Here is a 21,968-nt window from a genome sequence, read left to right as displayed (position 1 = left end):
GTAAATGCCGCGGCGGCGCCCTCCGGCGCCGCCGCTGCCACACCAATAACAGGGGACACAGCCCGCCTGCCCGCCGGTCAGGCGCCCAGATAGGCTTCCAGCACGCGGGGGTGGCCCAGCAGTTCGCGGCCGCTACCGGTCAGCGCCATGGCGCCGTTCTCCAGCACATAGCCGTGCTGGGCGATCTTGAGCGCCTGGCGCACGTTCTGCTCGACCAGGAACAGGGTCAGGCCATCGGCGTTGATCGCGCGCAGCGAACGGAAGATCTCCTGCACCACGATGGGCGCGAGGCCCATGGAGGGTTCGTCCAGCAGCAGCAGGCGCGGCTTGGCCATCAGCGCCCGGCCGATGGCCAGCATCTGTTGCTCGCCGCCCGACAGATTGCCGGCGATGCCGGCGATCCGTTCCTTCAGGCGCGGGAACAGGTTGAACACGTATTCCAGGTCCGAATCGACGTTCTTGAGGCCGCGGCGGTAGGCACCCAGCTCCAGATTTTCGAGCACGGTCATGGTGGTGAGGATGGCCCGCCCTTCCGGCACCTGGACGATGCCGCGCGCCACCAGCTGGTGCGGCGCCAGGTTGGTGATGTCCTCGCCTTCGAAGGTGATTTTGCCGCGCGCCTTGGGCAGCAGGCCCGACAGCGCCAGCAGCGTGGTCGACTTGCCGGCGCCGTTGGCGCCGACCAAGGCGGTGATTTCCTTGGAGTTCAGGTCCAGGTCGATGCCGCGGACGGCTTCGATGTGGCCGTAGTTGACCTCGAGTCCGCGGACTTCCAGCATGACGCTCATTGTGCGGCCTCCGCTTGTTCGGTGTCTTCGTCGTCTTCGCGGCCCAGATAGGCTTCGATGACCTGTTCGTTGTTGCGGATCTCGTCGGGTCCGCCGCAAGCGATGATCTTGCCGAAGTTCAGCACCGCGATGCGTTCGCACAGGCCCATGACGAAGCGCATGTCGTGCTCGATCATGAGGATGGTATAGCCGCGGTCGCGGATGGCCAGGATCTCGCGCATGAGTTCGGCGCGTTCGCCGGTGTTCATGCCGGCGACCGGTTCGTCCAGCAGCAGCAGCTTGGGCTCGGTGGCCAGCGCGCGCGCCAGCTCCAGGCGGCGCTGTTCGCCGTAGGACAAGTTGTCCGCCAGATCGTTGGCCTTATGGTCCAGGCGCATCCAGGTGAGCAGTTCGTGCGCTCGCTCGCGGGCGCGCTGTTCGTGCTCGCGATAGCCCGGCAGGCCCAACAGCAGGCTGGGGAAGCCGTAGTTCATGTGGCGATAGGCGCCCACCACCACGTTTTCCAGCAGCGTCATCTCTTTGAAGAGACGGATGTTCTGGAACGTGCGGGCGATGCCCATGCGCGTGATGCGGTGCGGCTTCTTGTTCAGGACGCTCTGGCCGTTGAACGTGATGGTGCCGCCGCTGGGCGGCAGCAGGCCGGTGATGAGGTTGAACACCGTGGTCTTGCCGGCGCCGTTGGGGCCGATCAGGCCAAAGATGGCGCCTTCGGGCACGGACAGGCTGACGTCATGCAGCACATGCAGGCCGCCGAAGCTCTTGGAAACGGAAGAAAGCTCAAGCATGGCGCTTGCCTCCCTGGCGTCCTTGGCGCATCCAGCGCTTGAAGCGCGCCGGATCCCAGATGCCTTGCGGCAGGAACAACACAATCACCACCAGAATCACTCCGTTCGCGATCAGGCGCAGATCGGCAAAACCGCGCAGCATTTCGGGCAGCACGGTAATGATGAAGCTGCCCAGCACGGGACCAGCCAGGCCGCCGATGCCGCCCAGAATCGCCATGGTCAGGATTTCCACGCCACGGTCGAAACCGTATTCATTGGGGCCGATGAAGAAGGTCAGGTGCGCATTCAAGGCGCCGGCCAGGCCCGCAATCATCGCGCCAGCCACGAAGGCCAGCATCTTGTTGGCGCGCACGTCGATGCCCATCAGGCCGGCCGCGGTTTCGTCGCCGCGGATGGCGTCGAACGAGCGTCCGATCTTGGAGGCGCGAACGCGCCACAGCACGAACAGGACGATGACGACCGCCAGCACCACGTGCCACCACTGCGTCAGTTGCGGGATGCCGTTAAGGCCCAGTGCGCCGCCGGTGATGGACTCGGTGTTGAGGATGGTCACGCGGACCACTTCGCCAAAGCCCAACGTGGCCATGGCGAGGTAGACCCCGGACAGCCGCAAGGTCGGCAAGCCGATCAGGGCCGCCACCAGCGCGGGCGCCGCCATGCCGCCGGCGAGCGCGACCGAGAACGGCGCGTCATAGTTCATGGTGAGCAGCGCGGCGGTGTACGCCCCGATGCCCATGAAGGCTGCGTTGGCCATGGCCAGCATGCCGCAAGCCAGGGTCAGCCAGATGGAGAGGGCCAGCAAGGCGTTGGTGCCCAGCGTGAGCACCAGGTTGCCGTAGATGGCCCAGAAATTTTCGAATCCGCTCATTCTTTAAGCCTTGCGTTGAACCACTTTGCCGAACAGACCTTGCGGGCGCACCAGCAGGATCAGGAACAGCAGGCCGAAAGCCACCGCATCGCGCATGGTGGAGCCGATGTAGGCCACCGACAGCACTTCGGCGAAGCCCAGGAACAGGCCGCCCAGCATGGCGCCGCGGATGTCGCCCATGCCGCCCAGGATGATGACCGCGATGCCCTTGTGCAGCATCGGCTGGCCCATCAGGGGGAACAGCGCGTTGGAGTACAGGCCGATCAGCACGCCGGCCACGCCGCCCAGAGCAGCCGCGGCGAACGAGGTGGTGACGAACAGCTTTTCGACGTTGATGCCCAGCAGCCAGGCAGCCTTGGGCGATTCGGCGATGGCGCGCAGGGCGCGGCCGAACTGCGTGCGGCGCATGACATACATCAGCACGGCCATCAGCGCGAAGGACAGGAAGATGATGCCCAGCTCGATCACCGTCAGGTGCAGGCCGGCGACCTCGATCACTTCCTCGGGCACGGTGCCGTGCGGGAAGCGCAGGTTGCTGGCGCCGAAGATGCTCTGGGCGCCGTTATTCAGGATGATGCCTACGCCGATGGTGGCGATCATGGGGATCAGGTGGGGCGCGTTGCGCTTGCGCAGCGGCTTGAGCACCAGGTAGTCGATGATGACCCCGGTGAAGCCCGCGACGAAGAACGCGGCCATCAGCCCGGCCCACAGGGGCAGGCTGAATTGCTGCACGACGAACAGTGCCGCGTAGGCGCCAACCATGAAGACGGCGCCATGCGCCAGGTTGATCACCCCGAGCACGCCGAAGATCAGCGTGAAGCCCAGCGCGAACAGTGCATACACACAGCCCAGCGACAAGGCATTGACGAATTGTTGTTCGAACATGATGGGACTTTCCAAAGCTGTGAGGGCCCCATGCAGCGCCCACTGCATGGCCTTGAGCCTCCGTGCGAGGAGGCGTTTCTTTTATGGTGAGGGCCCTGCGATATAAAGCGCCTTGCGGACAGCCGCGCCGTCCGCAAGGCGCATCCCCCCGCGCGGGGATGCGTAGCGCTTACTTCTCGATGACGTACTTGCCGTCCTTGGTCACGCTGACGATCGGCGCCTGGTCAGCGTCATAGCCGGCGGGCTTGCCGGCGCGGTCGTTGGCCTGACGGAACTTGAACGGGCCGGTGGCGCCGGTCCAGGTCACGGAGGGCAGCGCATCGCGCAGGGCTGCGCGATCCTTGGGCAGATCGCCGGAGAGCTTGACGTTCTTCAGCGCCTGGGCGGCGATGTACATGGCGTCATACGACTGGGCCGCGAACTGGTCGGGCGCGCCGTTGAACTTGGCCTTGTAGGCATCGATGAACTTGACGTTCTCGGGGGCCTTGTTCTCGATCGACCACGGGCTACCGATCCACAGATTGTTCGACGCGCCGCCAGGGGCCAGATCGAAAATCTTGACCGAGTTCATGCCGTTGCCGCCGATGACGGGCACGTTCAGACCCAGTTGGCGGGCCTGCACCATGATCGGGGCGCCTTCGGCCAGCAGTGCGGACAGCACGATGGCGTCGGGGTTGGTGCCCTTGATCTTGGTCAGCTGGGCCTTGAAGTCCACGTCGCCCTTGGCGAACGTTTCGGTCGTGGTGACCGGGATCTTCTGGTCTTCCAGGGCCTTCTTGAAGTTGTCGTAGCCGCTCTTGGTGAAGACGTCGTCGTTGCCGTAGAGCACCGCCACGTTCTTCAGGCCGGTCTTGGCCTTGACGGTGGAGATGGTGGCCGGCAGCACGTCGGCTTCGGTAACCGAGTTGCGGAACACGTAGTTGCCGATGGAGGTGATGCCGTCGGCGGTGTTGGAGGTGCCGAAGGCGACCGTCTTGGCAGCCTGGGCGATCGGGTCGGCGGCCTGGGCCGAGTTCGACAGCGTCGGGCCGAAGACCATCAGGACGTTGTCCTTGAAGATCAGCTTCTTGAAAACGTTGATCGCTTCTTCTTTCTTGCCTTGTTCGTCCTCGACCACGAGCACGATCTTGTTGCCGTTGATGCCGCCGGCGGCGTTGATTTCATCAGCCGCGAGCTGGAAACCATTGCGGATCGACACGCCGTACTGGGCGGCGCCGCCGGACAGGGCTTCCGCCACGCCCAGCTTGATATCGGCTGCATGGGCAGCCGGGACGATACCGGCAGCGATCAGCGCGGCCAGCAGCTTCTTGGTCTTGGATTGCATGGTTGTTACCACCTTAAAGTCTGTCTCGGAATATTGGTATCCGGGCTGATGTAATCCTGCCGGATTGACGTCGGATGCCGCCTAAAGGCGTCATGTTTGCGCGTCAAGACCCGGGATATTACTCCTTTGTATCAGGCGGCTACTCGAACGCCATTCAACAAAAGCCTACAAACCGCCCATTTTTTTGTAAAAAACGCGTGGTTACTAGCAAAAACCCTAACACTCGCCGAATGCTATTCGGCAGGCGTAAGTGTCCTACGTTCTGGCCGATAACGCTACGCCCAGATATTGGTCGTAGGCGCTTTCGGTCAAACGGAACCATGGCATTTCGCTATCGCGAAAACCCATGTAACTATCGTGCATCGCCTTGAATCTGGGGTCTTTGGCGCCCAAGTCCTTATAGACCTGCTGCGTGGCCTCGAATGCCAGGTCCATGATGGACCGCGGGAATGTGCGGATTTGGGCGCCGTTTGCGGTCAATTGGGACAGCGCGGCCGCATTGCGGGCATCGTAGCGGGCGATGGTGGCGGCATGTGCGGCCTGGGCGGCGGCGTCCACCACTGCCTGGTAGTTCTTCGGCAGCGCGTTCCAGGCCTCGTCATTGATATAGAGCGACAGTTGCTCGCCGGGCGCCCACCAGCCGGGTGCGTAGTAATACTTAGCAACCTTATTAAGCCCGAGCTTGTCGTCGTCGTATGGACCCGCGCCCGCCACCGCCTGCAAGCCGTCCTTCTCGAAAGCTTCCGCCAGCTTGGCCAGGTCGGCCTGTTGCGGCGCCACGCCCAGTTTGGCCAGCACGTCGCCAGCCAGGCCGCTGACGCGCATCTTCAAGTCTTTGAGGTCGCCCGCTCGCTTGATTTCCTTGGTGTACCAACCGCCCATCTGGGCGCCGGTGTTGCCCAGCGGAAAGTTGATGATTTTTTCAGGCTTGAAGAGTTCGCGGGTCAGCCGCAGGCCGCCGCCCTCGTTCATCCAGGCGTTCATCTGCCGGGCGTTCAGGCCGAAGGGCACGACGGCGTCGAAGCAGAAGACGGGGTTCTTGGCGTAGTAGGCGCGGGACGAAGCGTGGCCGCACTCCACCTTCTTGGTGGACACCGCTTCCATCAGATCCGCGGCGGGTACGATCTCGCCTTCGGGAAAGTGGCGGATGTTGAATTTGCCGCCGGTGGCTTCCGAGACGAACTTGCAGAAGCTTTCGCCAGCGCCAATGCGCAGATCCAGGGAGCTGGGGAAGCCGGACGACAGGCGCCAGCTCAATGACGGCATGTCCTGCGCGAACGCGGGCGCGCTGACTGCGGCTCCGGTAGCGACGGCGCCGAGACCGGCGTGCTTCAAGAACGAACGTCGTTGCATCTCTTTGCTCCTTTACAGCAACACCTGGGACATCAAGCGATACCCGGCGGATATTACACGCTGATATCGGCCTGTCTGGCCACACTATCAGGTAAGGGATTGCAAAGACCGGAACGGCTGCGGGGATCTCAAGACGGCCGCGGCGCATGGCGCCACGGCCGCCTGCGGAAGATCAGGTTCCGGCGATGGCCATCTGCTCGATCAGGATCGAACCGGTGGTCTTGGTGCCGCGCGAAATCGTATCGGCGCCTATCGCCACGATCTGCTTGAACATGTCGGCCAGATTGCCGGCGATGGTGATTTCCTGCACCGCGTGCTGGATCTGGCCGTTTTCCACCCAGTAGCCAAACGCGCCGCGCGAGTAGTCGCCGGTGACGTAGTTCACGCCCTGCCCGATCAGTTCGGTGACGAGGAAGCCCGTACCCATCTTCTTGAGCATGGCTTCGAAGTCGTCGCCGCGGCGGGTCCGGGTGGAGCTGAACACCAGGTTGTGCGAACCACCAGCGTTGCCGGTGGTGACCATGCCCAGCTTGCGGGCGGTGTAGGAAGACAGGAAGTAGCCTTCCAGCACCCCGGCCGACACCACGCTGCGGCGGCGCGTGCGCACGCCTTCGTCATCGAAGGGCGAGCTGCCCATGGCGCCGCGGATGTGCGGGTCTTCGGTGAGGTTGATGTGATCGGGGAAGATGGGCTTGCCCAGCGCGTCCAGCAGGAAGCTGGCCTTGCGGTACAGCGCGCCGCCGTTGGCGGCCTGGGTCAGCGCACCCACCAGCCCCAGCGCCAGCGGCGCTTCGAACAGGACCGGGAACTTGCCGGTGCGGATGCGGCGGGCCGACAGGCGCGACAGCGTGCGCTCGGCGGCGTAACGGCCAATGGCTTCGGGCGAGGCCAGATTGGCCGGGTCGCGCTCGGAGCTGTACCAGTAGTCGCGCTGCATGCCATTGCCACGGCCGGCGATGGGCGCAACCGACAGGCTGTGGCGCGAATACGGATAGCCGCCCAGGAAACCGCGCGTGTTGCCCATCACGAACTGGCCTTCGTAGGTGCCCACGGTGGCGCCATCGGTATTGGTGATGCGCGCATCGACCTCGCGGGCGGCGCGTTCGGCGCGCAGCGCCAGTTCGGCGGCTTCTTCGGTGGATACGCTCCAGGCGCGGTGCAGGTCCAGGTCGGGGAATTCGGTGGCCAATTGGTCGGCGTCGGGCAGGCCGGCGGCCGGATCGGCGGCGGTGTGGCGCGCGATATGCCAGGCGGCTTCGACTGTCTGGCGCAGCGCGGCTTCGGAAAAGTCGGAGGTGGAGGCGGAACCGCGGCTCTGGCCGGCGTAGACCGTCAGGTCCAGGGAGCGGTCGCGGGTCTGTTCGACGGTTTCGATGTCGTTCTTGCGCACGGACACCGACAGGCCCAGGCTTTCCGAGACTTCCGCCGCGGCGTCGGAGGCGCCGATCTGGCGCGCATAGGCGAGGGTTTGTTCGACGAGTTCGGAAAAACGCGCGTGATTCGCCGCCAGCGGCAAGGATGAGGAGGTTTTAACCATTGCAGTCCAATTTGCAGAGACGGTTATCATAGCCAAGTCTGTCATTGCGCAGTTTTCCATGAATTCCCATACTGAAGAAGAATCCGTCGACGACGGTTACGACGAGAACGGCTACGACCGTCCCAGCAAGTCCCAGGTCAAGCGCGAAATGCACGCCTTGCTGGACCTGGGCAAGCAGCTGATCGACCTGTCCCCTGAACGCCTCAAGCAATTGCCCCTGGCCGAGCGCCTCTATGAAGCGATCCGCACGGCGCAGCGCACCACCGGGCGCGAGGGCAAACGGCGCCAGGTTCACTTCGTGGGCAAGCTGATGCGCGACGCGCCGGCCGACGAGATCCGCACCCAGCTCGACATCTGGGAAAACGGCTCGCGCGAGGAAACCGCTACCATGCACCGGCTGGAGATGGTGCGCGACCGCCTGCTGGACGACGACGAGGCCCTGACCAAGTTGCTCAACAGCAATCCGCAGGCCGATGTCCAACAGCTGCGCGCGCTGATCCGCGCCGCCCGCAAGGAAAAGCAGGCCAACGCCGCCCTGCTGCAAGGCCAGGAGCCGCAAAAGAAGCACTACCGCGCGCTGTTCCAGGCCCTGAAGACCCTCACCCTCTGATTTTCACCGCCGCCGTCCATGAACGCTCCGACCGACCTGCTCGATTGCATCGAGATCGAAACCGCCCCCAATCCCACGCATGCCGTGATCTGGCTGCACGGCCTGGGCGCCGACGGCAACGACTTCGCGCCCATCGTGCCGGAGCTGGACCTGCCGGCCGGCGTTTCAGTGCGCTTCGTGTTCCCGAACGCACCGGTGCAGCGCGTGACGATCAATAACGGCATGGCGATGCGCTCTTGGTACGACATCCTGGTCATGGACCTGGTGCGCGTCGAGGACGCCCGCGGCATCCGCGCCTCGGAAACCGCCATCCACAAGCTGATCGCGCGCGAGAACGCCCGCGGCATCCCTACTTCCAGGATCGTGCTGGCGGGCTTTTCGCAAGGCTGCGCCATGACCCTGCACACGGGCATCCGCCTGCCGGAAAAACTGGCGGGCATGATGGGCCTGTCGGGCTATCTGCCGCTGCTGGATACGGCCGAGGCCGAACGCCACGGCGCCAACCAGGACACGCCCATCTTCCTGGCCCACGGCCAGTACGATCCGGTGGTGTCGCTGCCGCGCGCCCAGGCTTCGCTGGCCGAGTTGCAGCGGCTGGGTTACCGCGTGCAATGGCACACCTACCCGATGCCGCATTCGGTTTGCGCCGAGGAAGTGGCCGACATCTCGAAGTTCCTGAACGAAGTCCTGGTCTGAAGTGAAGACCATGCAGGGCCGCGCCCGGCGGCCCTGATCCCGGCTAAGGGCGCTGCGCGCCCTGCCGATCCATCGCAGGCCCTGACGGCCTGCGATTTCATTTTGTATACCAACTGATATCCCAGCCTGATTTTTTAGCGGGCCACCCTTCCCTCGTCCATAGAGAAAAACGCCAACTGCAAAAAGCTTGTCGCCTATTTGTATTGAATATAGTATTCGATCCAAGCCTTACCGGCCCGGGCGACCAGTTCGGGCTTCCCTGTTGTTGTTGTCGATCCATCCCATTGGCCGTGTTGCGCCGGGTTTCGGCGTGGCATTCAAGACGCAGGAGAAAGTCCCGTGAAATCCTTGCCATCGCCCCGTCTGGCGGCTGCGGCGCTGCTCGCGCTGCTTGCCCCCCTGGCCGCCCAGGCCGAAGCGCTCAATCCCCCCGTGAAGGTCCGCTACGAAGAAGTGGTGCGGTCCATTCTTTACGTGCCCAAATACGTGGCCCTGTCGCAGGGCTACTTCAAGGACGCCGGCCTGGACGTGTCCATGAAGACCTCGCAGGGCACCGACAAGGGCATGACCGCCCTGCTGTCCGGCAGCGCCGACATCGTGCTGATCGGCCCCGAGGCGTCCATCTATGTCCACAACAGCGAATCGCCGGTCAAGCCCAAGATCTTCGCCGGACTGACCGCCACCGACGGTTTCTTCCTGCTGGCGCGCAAGCCGGTGGAGAAGTTCGACTGGTCCATGCTCAAGGGCAAGGAGGTCATCGGATTTCGGCCCGGGTCCAATCCCATCGTGTTCCTGGAAACGGCGCTGCGCAAGCATGGCGTGGACCCTCAAAAGGACGTGAAGCTGCTGAACAACATCGGCATCCCGGCGCGCGCCGGGGCGTGGATGGCGGGCCAGGGCGAATACGGCATCTTTCTTGAACCCGAGGCCGGCGAACTGGTGCGCAACGGCAAGGGCTACATCGTCGCCTCGGTCGGCCACGAGGTCGGCCAGGTGGACTACACCGTATTCACCGCCACCGACAAATACATCCGCGACAACCCCAAGGTCATCCAGGCCTGGACCAACGTGGTGGCGCGGGCCGAGAAGTACGTGAAGGACACGCCCGCCGCCACGCTGACTCCGCAGATCATGAGTTACTTCCCCGGCATGGACCAGGCCGCGGTGACCGAAGCCATCGAGCGCTACAAGAAATACCAGATCTGGAAGACCACGCCGCTGGTGACGGCCGAGGCCATGAACCAGTTGCAGGACATGCTGATCGCCAGCGCGGTCATGAAGGACAGCGCACGCGTCAAGTATGAGGACGTGGTGGTGACCGACTTCGCCAAGAAGGCCCAATGATGGGCGCCGTCATCCACAACCTGAAGCCGGATCCCGCCACGGCCAAGATCGAACTGCGCGAGGTCTGTCTTTCCTACTTCACCCAGGAAGGCGAGACCGAGGCGCTGGCCAACGTGTCGTTCACGCTGGCGGCGGGCGAATTCGTCAGCCTGATCGGGCAAAGCGGCTGCGGCAAGAGCACGCTGCTGTCCCTGATCGCCGGGCTGATTCCGCCGACCGCGGGCGCGGTGATGATAGACGGCCAGGCCGTGACCAAGCCCAATCCGCGCATCGGCTACATGCTGCAGCAGGACTACCTGTTCGAGTGGCGCACCATCCTGGACAACGTCATGCTGGGCGCGGAGATCCAGGGCCGGCGCGATGCGCGCAGCGAGGCGCGCGCCGTGCATCTGCTGGAGAAATGCGGACTGGGCGCCTTCCTGTCGCACACGCCGCGCCAGTTGTCGGGCGGCATGCGGCAGCGCGCCGCGCTGGCCCGCACCCTGGTCACCGAGCCGGACGTGATCCTGCTGGACGAACCTTTCTCCGCGCTGGATTCGCAGACCCGGCTGGCGATCTCCGATGAAGTGGTGGACATCCTGCGGCGCGAGGGCAAGACGGTGGTGCTGGTCACCCATGACATCGGCGAAGCCATCGCCATGACGGACCGCGTGATCGTGCTGTCGCGGCGGCCCGGCCGCCTGAAGAGCCAGTACCGCATCCACTACGGCGACGGGGTTCGGCCTACACCATTCCAGGCGCGCTCGCGGCCGGAATTCAACACCTACTTCAAACAGCTGTGGGACGAGTTGGACGTCCACGTGGAGGGTTGACCCATGAACGCGCCCGTCGCCAATACCGTTCCGCTGCGCGCCGTGCGTGCGCCCAGCGAGAAATACCTGAACTACCTGCAGCGCGACCGCGCGCGCCGCAGGCATATCCGCATCGCGCAGGCGCTGCTGCTGGCGGTCTTCCTGTGCGCCTGGGAAATCCTGCCGCGCATGCACGTCCTCAATCCGCTCCTGACCAGCTATCCCAGCGCGCTGTGGCCGACGTTCATCGAACTCTGGAACAACGGCCAACTGGGCAAGCACATCATGACCACGCTGAGCGCCACGCTGGTGGGCTTCGGCCTGAGCATGGCGATCGGCATCGTGGTGGCGGCCGCGCTGTGGTGGTCGGACTTCCTGTACAAGGTGCTGGACCCCTTCCTGGTGGTGGCCAACGCCATGCCCAAGATCGCCTTCGTGCCGATCTTCTACCTGTGGCTGGGCTCGGACTACGCGGTGTACGGCATGGCCGTGGCGATCGCGGTGTTCGTGACCATCATGGTGATCTACGCCGGCTTTCGCGGCATCGACCTGAACAAAGTGAAGCTGGCCCATACCTTCGGCGCCAGCCGCTGGCAGGTGCTGACCAAGGTGGTGCTGCCGGGCAGCGTGCCCACGCTGATCGCGGCCGTGAAGATGAACATCGGCCTGGCGCTGGTGGGCGTGATCGTGGGCGAGTTCCAGTCGGCGGATTCCGGCCTGGGCTTTCTCATCATGAACGGCAGCCAGGTGTTCAAGCTGAACATCGTCATGACCGCCATCGCGATATTGGCCCTGATCTCCAGCGTGATGTACCTGATCGTCTACCGCATCGAAGCCGCCATCGCGCGGCGCTATGGATAAGGAACCGCCATGGAATTCCCGCAATGGGTAAAGGACCGCGTGATCGCCCGCCAGGGTTGCCTGCACCCCTATGACGAACTGCCCGCCGCGCGCCTGGCGGTGGTGGTGGTGGACATGCAGCAGTACTTCACGCTGCCCGGCTACCAGGGCGAATGCGCGCCCGCGCGCGAGCTCATCGCCCCCATCAACCGCCTGTGCGACGCGGTGCGCGCCGCGGGCGGCACCATCGTCTGGGTGCAGACCGCGTCGGACAACGCCGACTCGTTCTGGTCGCATCACCACGGCGTAATGCTGACGCCGGAGCGCAGCGCCAGGCGTCTGGAAACGCTGCGCCGCGACGCCCCCGGCTATGCGCTGCACCCGGATCTGCACGCGCACGATAGTGACCTGCGGGTGACCAAGCGCTTCTACAGCGCAATGGCGCCAGGCTCTTCCGAACTGGAGCCGCTCTTGCGCGGGCGCGGCGTGGACACGCTGCTGATCGCCGGCACGGTCACCAACGTGTGCTGCGAGTCCACCGCCCGCGATGCCATGATGCGGGACTTCCGCACCATCATGGTGGACGACGCGCTGGCCGCGGTCACACCGGCCGAACACGAGCACTCGCTGCAAGGTTGGATGCTGTTCTTCGGCGACGTGCTGTCGGTGGACGAATCGATCGCGCGGATCAAGCCCGCGCAGACGGCCAGAAAGACCGCCTGAACGAGCCTGACATCAGGCCAGGTCCAGCCACACCCGGCGCATCGTCGGGTCTTCCGGATCGGCGTCGTTGGTGAAGCCCAGGCTGGTCATCAGCGACAGCATCGGCCGGTTGGTCGACAGCACCAGGCCGTCGATGTATTCCAGCCCCTGCTCGCGCGCCGCGGCTATCAGCGCCGTCATCAGCTGGCGGCCCAAGCCGCGCCGCTGCCAATCGTCGCCGATCACCAGGGCGTACTCCGCCCCCCGGCCGTCCGGATTGCGCAGGTAATGCGCGAAACCCACCAGCACCTCGCGCGGATGGCCGCGGTTGGCCGGGTTCGGCACCTGCGTAGCGGCCACCAGGGCCAGCTCGCGGTGGTAGTCCACCTGCGTGTAGCGCGACACCATGCGCGGCGTCAGCTCGCGCATCATGGAGACGAAGCGCATGTAGCGCGAACGCTCGGACAGGCCGCGGATGAACTCCTGCAGCGGGTCGGCGTCCTCGGGACGGATGGGACGCAACACCCAGGGGACGCCGTCCGCGAAGCGGCGCACCTGCACCAGCCGCGCCGGATACGGGTGGATCGCCATATGCGGATAGCCGGCAGTCTGCGGCGTTGCGCAGCCCGGCTTCTCGGTCAGCGTCATGCGCAGTCCCCCCGCGCGCAGATGCGTTTCGCCGGCATATAGCGGGTCGATGTCCAGGGACTCGATGTCGGGCAGTTCCGATACCAGCTCGGACACCAGCACCACCGCCTGCTGCAGCGCCTCGGCGGCCATGTGGCCGATGCGCGGCGCCAGCACGCGGCGCCATAGCCGGCTGCGCTCGATCAGTTGGCGGGCCAGGAAGCCGTTGAGCGGCGGCAGGTCGACGCCGCGGTCGGACTGGGACAGCATCGCGTCGGGGCCGCCCGCGCCAAAACGGATGACCGGGCCGAACTGCGGATCGCGCCGCACCCGGATCGCCATGGGGCGGGATTCCGGCTCGGCGGCCGCCACGTCCATGGGCGTGTCGCGCAGCGGCACGTAGAACAGGGCCAGCAGGCTGCGGATTTCGGAGGTGTTGAGCTCGCGCCGGCATTCGGCGCGCACACGCGCCAGGATCTCGCGCGCGGCCGTCAGGTCCGGCACGTGAGTGGCCGGTTCCGGCGGTTGCGTCTGCAGCAGCAGTTGCTGGTTGTAGTGATGGGTCGCCAGCACGCCGAGGGCGTCGGCGGCCGATTCGGGCGTGCGGAACGCAGGGGTGCCCGCGTCATCCAGCATGCGCCGCAGCGGCCGCATGCCGGCGTCGCCCATGAAACAGGTCACCACCGGCTTTTTCGCCTTGGGCGCGATCTGCGCCAGCTCGCGCGCCACCGCCTGCATATCCGCCAGCGCGTCGGGCGCCAGCAGCACCAGCACCCCGTCCACCCCCGCGTCGTCCAGCACGGCGTCCAGGATGGCGCGGATGCGCTCCGGAGTCAGCGGCGTGAAAGTGATGACGGGATTCGCCGTGGCCGCGTCTGGCTCCAGCATGGCCACCAGCGCGCGCTGGGTCGCCGGTGCGAGTTCGGCGCGCAGCACGGCGGCGTCGGGGCCGATCAGGTCCATGGCCAGCTGCGGAGGCCCGCTACCGTTGGAGATCAACGCCACCCGGCGGCCCTTGGGGCGGCGCGTGTAGCCCAGCACCTTGACCGCCGAGAACAGCTGCACGAAGTAGCGCACCCGGACGGCGCCCGCGCGGCGCAGGGCCGCGTCGAAGATGGCGTCGGCGCTATCGGTGTCCGCGCGCCCCGCCTTCAGCACGATCACGGGCTTGACCGAGGCCGCGGCGCGCAATGTGCTCATGAATTCGCGGGCCGGACCCACGTCTTCCAGATAGAGCACAATGCTGTCCGTGCGCGGATCGCTGGCCAGATAGTCCAGCACCTTGGACAGGCCCACCACCGCCTCGTCGCCCAGCGACACGGCGGTGGAGAAGCCGATATGCACGTCCTCGGCCCAGTCCATGACCGCGGCCATGATGGAGCGCGACTGCGCCAGCAGCGCCACGCGGCCGGCACGCGCCAGCACCGGGTGCTGGCTCAGGTTCAGGCCGGCGTGCGGCCGCTGCGCGCCAAACGAGCGCGGACCCAGCAGTTCGCAGCGGTTTTCCTCGGCCCAGGCGCGGCATAGCGCGAGCGTGCCGCGCGGATAGGGATCGGGGAGTTCATGGGGCAGCAGGATCACCGAGCGCGGCGCCAGGGGCGACAGCCGCCGCAGCGTTTCCGGCAGCACAGCCGGCGATACGCAAACCAGGGCCAGATCAGGCCTTTCGCCCTTGGCCAGGCCCTGCAGCGTGTCCGGCAGATCCGGCGCGGCGCCGACTTCGCAGGCGACCACCGTGGTCTTGCCCTTGAGCGTGGGCGGCAGCGAAGCCGCCGCCGGCAGCGGCCGGTCGGCGACGATCACCAGCGAGGCGGGCTCGAACATCGGGGCGAGAGCGTGTCGCAACATGGTGTTAGCAGGCCCTAATCTAAAATACCCCTCATCGTAACAAGACAACCCCGCCCTACGATTGACATGGGCCCAGCCTGACGCCGATTTGTGGCGCCGCAGCCGCTATCATTGCCACCTATGACTTCCAACGCCTCTACCCCCATTCGTACCCGTTTCGCGCCTTCGCCCACGGGTTTCCTGCATCTGGGCGGCGCACGCACCGCGCTGTTCTCCTGGGCCTTCGCGCGCCACCACCAGGGCACCTTCGTGCTGCGCATCGAAGACACGGACGTCGAACGCTCCACGCCGGAAGCGGTGCAGGCCATTCTGGACAGCATGGACTGGCTGGGCATGCAGCCCGATGAAGGCCCCTTCTATCAAATGCAGCGCATGGACCGCTACCGCGAAGTGGTCGCGCAGATGTTGGCCGCCGGCACCGCCTACCACTGCTACAGCTCGCCCGAGGAAGTGGAAGCCATGCGCGAAGCCGCCCGCGCGCGCGGCGACAAGCCGCGCTACGACGGCACCTGGCGCCCCGAACCCGGCAAGACCCTGCCGGCCATCCCGGAAGGCCGCAAGCCCGTGGTGCGCTTCAAGAACCCGCAGGAAGGCGCGACCTCCTGGAACGACATGGTCAAGGGCACGATCAGCTTCGACAACACTGAACTCGACGACCTGATCATCGCGCGCCCGGACGGCACGCCCACCTACAACTTCTGCGTCGTGGTCGACGACTGGGACATGGGCATCACCCACGTGCTGCGCGGCGATGACCACGTCAACAACACCCCGCGCCAGATCAACATCCTGCGCGCGCTGGGCGCCGCCCTGCCGGAGTACGGCCACGTGCCGATGATCCTGGGCCCGGATGGCGAAAAGCTGTCCAAGCGCCATGGCGCCGTCAACGTCATGGAGTACGACAACGAGGGCTACCTGCCCGAGGCCATGGTCAATTACCTGGCGCGCCTGGGCTGGAGCCACGGCGACGACGAGCTCTTTTCGCGCGAACAGCTGGTGTCGTGGTTCGATACCAAGCACCTGTCCAAGTCGGCCTCGCAGTGGGATCCGAAAAAGCTGAACTGGGTCAACGCCCACTACATCAAGCAGATGGACAACGCCGAACTGGCCGAGCGCGTGGCGCCGCGCGTGGCGAACCGCGGCGGCCATCCGGAAAAAATCGACCTGCCGGGCGTCATGGGCCTGCTGAAGGACCGCGCCGAAACGCTGGAACAGCTGGCCGAGGGCGCCATGCTGTTCTGCGCCGAGTTCAAGGGCGCGCCCGCCGAGCTGGCCGAGCAGCACCTGACCGCCCCCGCGCGCGAAGCGCTGGCCGACTTCGCCCAGCGCGCCCAGGACACGGACTGGACTCGCGAGGCCCTGTCCGCCCTGATCAAGGCCGTGCTGGCCGATCGCGGCATGAAGATGCCGCAACTGGCCATCCCGCTGCGCGTCGCCGTCACCGGCCAGACCCAGACCCCCGCCGTGGACGCGGTGCTGGCCTTGCTGGGCAAGCAGACGGTGCTCAAGCGCCTGGCATCTATCTAAACACGCCTGCCAAAAACACCGCGGGCCTTGCTCATTCCAGGATGAGCAAGGCCCGCGGTGTTTCCAGCCTGCCTGCTTGCGCCGGACGGCGCGCCTCAAGCCTGCTGGATCGCCGCCCGCGCTTTGAGCGCCCGGGCGAAGAACGCGCCCAACAGCGGCAGCAGCGCGGCCGAGCCGCCGAACAGCGCGCCCGGCCCGACCTCGTCTACCACCGCGCCCGCCAGCGCCACGCCAGCCGCCTGGCCCATGAACAGGCAGGACGCGAACCACGCCACCGCCGTGCCGCGCGCCGAGGGCACCATCTGGGTCGCATTGGTCTGCAAGGTGGCATGCAGCAGGTAATAGCCGAAGCCGGCCAGCACGCTGGCCAGCAGGCTCCACATCCAGACCGGCCCCAGCAGATAGGACAGGAACGCCACGCCCAGCACCAGCCCGCCAGCGATCGCCAGGCCGCGTTCGCCCAGGCGCTTCAGGATACGGCCGGCCACTACCGTATAGAGCAGGCCGCCCACGGCATACACCGCCACCAGCGCGCCCGCGGCGGTCAAAGAAATATCGAAGCGTTCATGCAAATAGGAAGGCGCAAAGGCCAGGGCGCCGAAGACCAGCAGGCCTTCGACGAACACCGTCGCCAGCACGATGCGGGCCCAGGGAGTGCCCAGCACCAGCCGCGCCTGCGCCACGAAGCCCTGGCGGACCGCGCCCGGATCCACCCGGCCCAGGCCCGACACCTGCTGGCGCCGCACCTCCAGGAACAGCAGCACGCCCACTATCAGGTAGCCGCAGACCAGCGCGGCGAACGCCCAGCGCCAGCCCACCGTGTCGGCGAACAGGCCGCCGGCCAATTGGCCGGCCGACATGCCCAGAATGGTGCCGGTCAGGAAACGGGCCAGGGTCGCCTGGCGCCGTTCATACGGGACGTTGTCGCCGATCCAGGCCATGGACAGCGGCACGATGCCCGCCCCCGCGGCGCCCGACAGGACGCGGCAGAACACCAGCACGTCCAGCGTACCGGCGAGCACGGCGCCGGCGCTGCCCAGGGCGCAGGCAAAGGTCGCGATGCTGACGACGCGGTACTTGCCGTAGCGGTCGCCCAGAGGGCCGAAGAACATCTGCAACACGCCATAGGCCACGGCGAACGCGGTCACCGCGCGCGCGGCCTGGCCCGTGGTGGTGCCGAATTCCGCCGCGAGCTGCGGCAACATGGGATCACAGATGCGGAACGCGCTGGCGCTGACGAAGGCAGCCAGGGCAAGCAGCGCGATGGCGCGCGCTTCGGAGGACAGGGCAGGCATGGATGACCGGCTGCGGGGCGATGGGTGAAGTCCGCACCTTACCCCAGCCCGGCCATCCTGGCTTTATCGCCAGGCAGAATGTCCGCCCGGCGCAACGCTCAGTACGGCAGACGGTAGCCCGTGGGCATGCGGCGCGCCGTCATGACCTGGCCGCCGCTTTTCAGCTCGCGCATCGTCAGGCGGGTTTTCTCGACCTTTTCGACGCGGTAGCGGTTCAGGTAGATGGGATCGTTGGCGTCCACGAGTTCACCGGCCGACTTGGTGGTCTGCATCGTGTAGACGCCGTCCGCCACGCTCCAGCAGCCGGTCTCGCGCAGCGCGGGACGCGTCTTGCGGCCGATCTTCAGCAGGGATTCAAAGGCCATGGTGCCATCGGCGGACAACACGATCAGCGATTGCAGATCGCCGCTGACGTCGCGCGGACGGGTGTTCGACAACCACGTGCCTATCATGGGATCGCCGGCCTTGGCGGGCACGCAGGCCACCGCCTTGGGCGGTTCCGCGGGCTGGGCCTCGGTGATGGTGGCGGGTTTCCTGGCGGCGCAGCCGGCCAGGATCAGAACGGCGCAGGCGATGCCCGCCGTACGCAAATACACACTGCTCATGACTTCCTCAACACGTCTGTCGACGCGCCGCGCCGATCATCCCGGCACATCACTCGCGCAGCAAACATCACGCACTCTAAAGAGCCGTTTGCGAAGAATCAACGGCGATCCGCGCCGCGTGCAATTGCGCAACAGTCGCCCCCGGAATTGGCCTGTTTTATGGCCGTAAATCGCAAAAATGCGTTGGTTTCAAGCGACAGTGCGGCCGCGTTTCGCCGCCTTCGCGCGCAGCATTTCCTCCATCCGCGCAGCGGCCGGAGACAGGCTGCGGCCGGCCAGCCGGGTGATGCCCAGTTCGCGCTCGATGCGCGGGCCGGACAGCGGCACGAAGGCCAAGCCACGCGAGTCCGGCGGCACGCCCAGCCGCGCCAGCACCGTGACGCCGACGCCGCGCTCCAGCATGGCTAGCAGCGACATCATGTTGGAGACGAAGACCTGCCGGTCCAGCATGAAGGCCGCCTGCGGATAGCCGGCAAGCTGGCGGTGCGCGATGGTGCCGACCAGGGGCAGATCCTCGATCTCGCGCCAGGTCACCGATTTGCGCCTGGCCAGGGGATGGCCGCGATGGCACACCAGGCCGAAGGCGTCGCGCAGCAAGGGTTCGAACGACAAGCGCCGGTCCTGCGACACCGGGCTGCACACGCCCAACTCCACCTCGCCCGCCAGCACCATGCGCTCCACGCCTTCCGAGTTGTCGTCGAACAGGCGCAGCGCCACCGCTGGATAGCGCTCGCGGTACGCCGCCACCAGTTCCGGCAGCCAGTGCGTGGCGACGGTGGCCACCGACGCCATGGTCAAGGTGCCAGCCTCGTTGCTGGCCAGCCCGGACAGCGCGCCCGCCACGCGGTCATGGTGCTGCACCAGCTCGCGCGCCAGCGGCAGGCAGTCCTGGCCAAAGCGCGTGAGCGTGCCGCGGTTGCCGGGCTCGAACAGCGGCTGCCCCAGGCGTTGCTCCATCTCGCGGATGGACAGCGACAACGCCGGCTGCGAGCGGAAGGCCCGGGCCGCCGCCGCGCGGAAACTGCGCAGCTCGGCCACCAGCAGGAAATGGCGGTAGTGCGCGATGGAAAGCTCGGGCGGTGAACGCATGTGCGACCCACATTAGAAGAACTTATCCAATCATATGAAAAATAAAGTTTTCTGATCGAATCGGCCCACCTAAGATTGCCGCATCATGAACACCGACTCCCTGCTTTCCCCGCCATCCGCTCATACCGATCCGCTGGACTTCAGCCTGGCCGACCGCTTGCCTGCCCGCCCCGCCGGCCAGGGCCGCCTGATCATCGGCGCTGCCCCGCAAGACGACAGGCCCGGCCTGCTGTTCGTGCCGGGCGCCTATCACGGCGCCTGGTGCTATGCGCACTATCTGGACTACTTCGCCCGCGCCGGCCTGGCCTGCGCGGCGCTGGACCTGCGCGGCCACGGCGCCCTGCCCCAGGACGATTCGTTCACGTCGGCCTCCATCGCGGACTTGGGCCAGGACGTGTCCGGCGCGCTGGACGCGTTGGCTCGCCCCACCGTCGTCGTGGGCCACAGCATGGGCGCGCTGCCCGCGCTGCTGGCCGCCAGCCAGCGCACGATGGCGGGCGTGGTCTTGCTGGCGCCGTCGCCCCCTGGCGACCTGCCCGGCGCGCAAGCGCTGCCGCCCGTGCCGGAGGGCGCGCCGCGCCACGCCCCGAACCACAACGAAATCCGCGCGCGCTTTCTGGCGACCTCGCCGGACCGCGACGTCGCCTCGGTATCCCAGCGCCTGTGCGCCGAAAGCCCGCAAGTGCTCAACGACCGCTACCTGCTGCGCGTGCCTGTCGACGCCGCCGCCATCGACGCTCCCGGCCTGTGCCTGGAAGCCGGACTGGACACGCATGACCGCCATCCGCCCGGCCAGGACCTGGCGATCGCGCGCCGCTTCGGCTTTTCCCACGCCGTGCTTGCCGGGCAGCCGCATTGCATGATGTACGCGGACCAGTGGCAAGCCAGCGCCGCCGCCATTCTGGAATGGCACCGCGGCCAGTTCGGCTGACCGCCCCGCCTACCCACGACAACAACGACAACGACGCGCAACCGCGCCATCAGGAGACAACCATGTCCATTCCCCGCTCCATCCGCCCGACCCTGATCGGCGCCGGCCTGCTACTGGCCGCAAGCGCGCACGCCGCCGGCTGGCCCGAGAAACCCGTGACTCTCATCGTGCCGTCCGCCGCCGGCGGCGCGGCCGACCTCACCGCGCGCACGCTGGCGCAGTACCTGGGCGAGAAGACCGGCCAGACCGTCGTGGTCGAGGACCGCCCCGGCGCCGGCGGCATCGTCGGCACCAACGCCGCCAAGAACGCGGCGGCAGACGGCTACACCTTCCTGCTATCCACCAACTCCACCCACTCGGCCAACCAGTTCCTCTACAAGAGCCTGCCCTACGACGCGCAGAAAGACTTCCGCCAGGTCGGCATGCTGGGCACCTTCGGCACGGTCGGCGTGGTGTCGCCCGACAGCCCGTACCGCACGGTGCCGGATCTGGTCGACTACGCCAAGAAGCATCCGGGGCAGGTCTTCTTCGGCTACTACAGCTCGTCCTCGCAAGTGCCGTCCGAACTCCTCAAGCAGCGCGCCGGCATCGAGATCACCGGCGCGGCCTACAAGAACATCACGCAGATCATCACCGACCTGCGCGGCAAGCAGATCAACTTCGCCTTTGTCGATTACCTGACCGCAATGGGCCAGATCGACGGCAAGGGGCTGGTCCCCATCGCCGTCACCGGCGCCCAGCCGCAACCGGCCTGGCCCAGCGTGCCGACCATGACCACCTATTACCCGGATTTCGTCGTCGCCGGTTGGCTGGGCCTGTCGGCGCCGGCGGGCACGCCGCCCGACATCGTGGAAAAGATGAACGCCCACATGCAGGCGGCGGTCAAGGACGAGGCCACCGCCAACAAGCTGCGCGCGCTGGGCCTGACGCCGGAATCCATGGACGTGGCGCGCTTCGATGCCTTCGTGAAGGAAGACACGGCGCGCTGGAAGGAATGGATCCGGATTTCGGGCATCCAACCCCAATAAAACCGCTGCCCTCCCTATATCTATATAGAGAGGGCCCGGCGGCGCCTACAGCGGCAGGCGCTGCTCGTGCTTGATTTCACGCAGCGCGACGATGGTGCGGGTCTGCCGTATGCCCGGCATGTTGAACAGGAAACGGTGCAGGAACCGGTCGTAGGCTTCCGGGCTTTCCACCAGGATTTTCAGCAGGAAGTCCGAATCCCCCGTGACCGCGTAGCACTCCAGGATTTCGGGCGCGTCGCGCACCGAGCGCTCGAAGTTCTCGACCGTATTGGCGGAATGCCGCTCCAGGCTGATCTGGGCGAACATGCAGCCCAGCCCCACCTTGCTGCGGTCCACCTGGGCGCTGTAGCCCTGGATCACTCCGCTGGCCTCCATCGCCTTCACCCTGCGCCACACCGGCGCGGCCGACAGCCCCACCTTCTCTGAAAGCTGCTGCGCCGAGGCCCGGCCGTCCTCCTGCAAGGCCTTGAGGATGCCGATATCGGTCTTGTCCAT

Annotated in this window: 21 protein-coding genes; 9 read left to right on the top strand and 12 right to left on the bottom strand. The window is 66.2% G+C overall.

Going from position 1 to position 21,968, the window contains the following annotated elements; genetic code table 11:
• Nucleotides 1-77: 77 nt before the first annotated feature.
• The 7 genes from WBB14_RS19665 to pmbA all read right to left on the bottom strand — a co-directional run bounded on the left by WBB14_RS19665 (nucleotide 78) and on the right by pmbA (nucleotide 7,540).
• On the bottom strand, nucleotides 78-788 hold the full coding sequence (locus WBB14_RS19665; RefSeq protein WP_424241316.1) for an ABC transporter ATP-binding protein: 711 nt from the start codon (nucleotides 786-788) through the stop codon (nucleotides 78-80).
• Complete coding sequence (locus tag WBB14_RS19660; protein WP_332012736.1) at nucleotides 785-1,573, bottom strand: ABC transporter ATP-binding protein; 789 nt, start codon at nucleotides 1,571-1,573, stop codon at nucleotides 785-787. Before WBB14_RS19660 ends, WBB14_RS19665 begins: the two co-directional genes overlap by 4 nt.
• On the bottom strand, nucleotides 1,566-2,441 hold the full coding sequence (locus WBB14_RS19655) for a branched-chain amino acid ABC transporter permease (protein WP_332012737.1): 876 nt from the start codon (nucleotides 2,439-2,441) through the stop codon (nucleotides 1,566-1,568). The genes WBB14_RS19660 and WBB14_RS19655 overlap by 8 nt, the downstream gene beginning before the upstream one ends.
• A 3-nt stretch (nucleotides 2,442-2,444) precedes the next feature.
• Nucleotides 2,445-3,326, bottom strand: coding sequence for a branched-chain amino acid ABC transporter permease (locus tag WBB14_RS19650; RefSeq protein WP_041652165.1), 882 nt, complete (start codon nucleotides 3,324-3,326; stop codon nucleotides 2,445-2,447).
• A 169-nt stretch (nucleotides 3,327-3,495) separates the two neighbouring features.
• A complete protein-coding gene (locus WBB14_RS19645; RefSeq protein ID WP_332012739.1) occupies nucleotides 3,496-4,650 on the bottom strand; it encodes an ABC transporter substrate-binding protein in 1,155 nt (384 codons plus the stop codon).
• A gap of 255 nt (nucleotides 4,651-4,905) precedes the next feature.
• Nucleotides 4,906-6,003, bottom strand: coding sequence for a TRAP transporter substrate-binding protein (locus WBB14_RS19640; protein ID WP_424241315.1), 1,098 nt, complete (start codon nucleotides 6,001-6,003; stop codon nucleotides 4,906-4,908).
• Between the two features lie 172 nt (nucleotides 6,004-6,175).
• On the bottom strand, nucleotides 6,176-7,540 hold the full coding sequence (gene pmbA, locus WBB14_RS19635; RefSeq protein WP_424241314.1) for a metalloprotease PmbA: 1,365 nt from the start codon (nucleotides 7,538-7,540) through the stop codon (nucleotides 6,176-6,178).
• A 58-nt stretch (nucleotides 7,541-7,598) separates the two neighbouring features.
• On the opposite strand from pmbA, the gene yjgA reads away from it, so the two are divergent.
• The 6 genes from yjgA to WBB14_RS19605 all read left to right on the top strand — a co-directional run bounded on the left by yjgA (nucleotide 7,599) and on the right by WBB14_RS19605 (nucleotide 12,544).
• Nucleotides 7,599-8,150 carry a ribosome biogenesis factor YjgA gene (gene yjgA / locus WBB14_RS19630; protein WP_424241313.1) on the top strand — a complete coding sequence of 184 codons (552 nt, stop codon included), beginning with the start codon at nucleotides 7,599-7,601 and terminating at the stop codon, nucleotides 8,148-8,150.
• A gap of 18 nt (nucleotides 8,151-8,168) precedes the next feature.
• On the top strand, nucleotides 8,169-8,846 hold the full coding sequence (locus WBB14_RS19625; RefSeq protein WP_424241312.1) for an alpha/beta hydrolase: 678 nt from the start codon (nucleotides 8,169-8,171) through the stop codon (nucleotides 8,844-8,846).
• A gap of 339 nt (nucleotides 8,847-9,185) precedes the next feature.
• Nucleotides 9,186-10,190, top strand: a complete 1,005-nt coding sequence (locus WBB14_RS19620) for an ABC transporter substrate-binding protein (protein ID WP_424241311.1) — start codon at nucleotides 9,186-9,188, stop codon at nucleotides 10,188-10,190.
• Nucleotides 10,190-11,002, top strand: coding sequence for an ABC transporter ATP-binding protein (locus WBB14_RS19615; RefSeq protein WP_424241317.1), 813 nt, complete (start codon nucleotides 10,190-10,192; stop codon nucleotides 11,000-11,002). The genes WBB14_RS19620 and WBB14_RS19615 overlap by 1 nt, the downstream gene beginning before the upstream one ends.
• A 3-nt stretch (nucleotides 11,003-11,005) precedes the next feature.
• The gene (locus tag WBB14_RS19610; RefSeq protein WP_424241310.1) at nucleotides 11,006-11,842 is read left to right on the top strand and encodes an ABC transporter permease; all 837 of its coding nucleotides are present in this window, start codon (nucleotides 11,006-11,008) and stop codon (nucleotides 11,840-11,842) included.
• A 9-nt stretch (nucleotides 11,843-11,851) separates the two neighbouring features.
• Nucleotides 11,852-12,544 carry a cysteine hydrolase family protein gene (locus WBB14_RS19605; RefSeq protein WP_424241309.1) on the top strand — a complete coding sequence of 231 codons (693 nt, stop codon included), beginning with the start codon at nucleotides 11,852-11,854 and terminating at the stop codon, nucleotides 12,542-12,544.
• Between the two features lie 12 nt (nucleotides 12,545-12,556).
• On the opposite strand, the gene WBB14_RS19600 is transcribed toward WBB14_RS19605, so the two are convergent.
• Complete coding sequence (locus WBB14_RS19600; protein WP_424241308.1) at nucleotides 12,557-14,998, bottom strand: GNAT family N-acetyltransferase; 2,442 nt, start codon at nucleotides 14,996-14,998, stop codon at nucleotides 12,557-12,559.
• Nucleotides 14,999-15,118: 120 nt separating this feature from the next.
• Here WBB14_RS19600 and gltX point away from each other — a divergent pair, with 120 nt between their 5' ends.
• On the top strand, nucleotides 15,119-16,525 hold the full coding sequence (gene gltX / locus WBB14_RS19595) for a glutamate--tRNA ligase (protein WP_424241307.1): 1,407 nt from the start codon (nucleotides 15,119-15,121) through the stop codon (nucleotides 16,523-16,525).
• Nucleotides 16,526-16,620: 95 nt separating this feature from the next.
• Here the strand turns inward: gltX and WBB14_RS19590 are convergent, their stop codons facing one another.
• The 3 genes from WBB14_RS19590 to WBB14_RS19580 all read right to left on the bottom strand — a co-directional run bounded on the left by WBB14_RS19590 (nucleotide 16,621) and on the right by WBB14_RS19580 (nucleotide 19,514).
• Nucleotides 16,621-17,820, bottom strand: coding sequence for an MFS transporter (locus WBB14_RS19590; protein ID WP_424241306.1), 1,200 nt, complete (start codon nucleotides 17,818-17,820; stop codon nucleotides 16,621-16,623).
• Nucleotides 17,821-17,918: 98 nt separating this feature from the next.
• Nucleotides 17,919-18,425 (bottom strand): hypothetical protein, encoded by a 507-nt coding sequence (locus tag WBB14_RS19585; RefSeq protein WP_424241305.1) that lies wholly within the window; start codon nucleotides 18,423-18,425, stop codon nucleotides 17,919-17,921.
• A 189-nt stretch (nucleotides 18,426-18,614) separates the two neighbouring features.
• Nucleotides 18,615-19,514, bottom strand: coding sequence for a LysR substrate-binding domain-containing protein (locus WBB14_RS19580; protein WP_424241304.1), 900 nt, complete (start codon nucleotides 19,512-19,514; stop codon nucleotides 18,615-18,617).
• Nucleotides 19,515-19,599: 85 nt separating this feature from the next.
• On the opposite strand from WBB14_RS19580, the gene WBB14_RS19575 reads away from it, so the two are divergent.
• Entirely contained in the window at nucleotides 19,600-20,445 is an 846-nt protein-coding gene (locus tag WBB14_RS19575) for an alpha/beta hydrolase (protein ID WP_424241303.1), read from the top strand.
• A 62-nt stretch (nucleotides 20,446-20,507) separates the two neighbouring features.
• Nucleotides 20,508-21,473 (top strand): Bug family tripartite tricarboxylate transporter substrate binding protein, encoded by a 966-nt coding sequence (locus WBB14_RS19570; RefSeq protein WP_424241302.1) that lies wholly within the window; start codon nucleotides 20,508-20,510, stop codon nucleotides 21,471-21,473.
• Nucleotides 21,474-21,518: 45 nt separating this feature from the next.
• Here the strand turns inward: WBB14_RS19570 and WBB14_RS19565 are convergent, their stop codons facing one another.
• A complete protein-coding gene (locus WBB14_RS19565; RefSeq protein ID WP_008159001.1) occupies nucleotides 21,519-21,968 on the bottom strand; it encodes an Lrp/AsnC family transcriptional regulator in 450 nt (149 codons plus the stop codon).

The sequence above is a fragment of the Achromobacter sp. genome (assembly GCF_049647645.1).
Classification (GTDB): Bacteria; Pseudomonadota; Gammaproteobacteria; order Burkholderiales; family Burkholderiaceae_B; genus Achromobacter.
The sequence above is the reverse complement of the archived record's forward strand: the minus strand, read 5'-3'. Positions and strand labels throughout refer to the sequence as shown.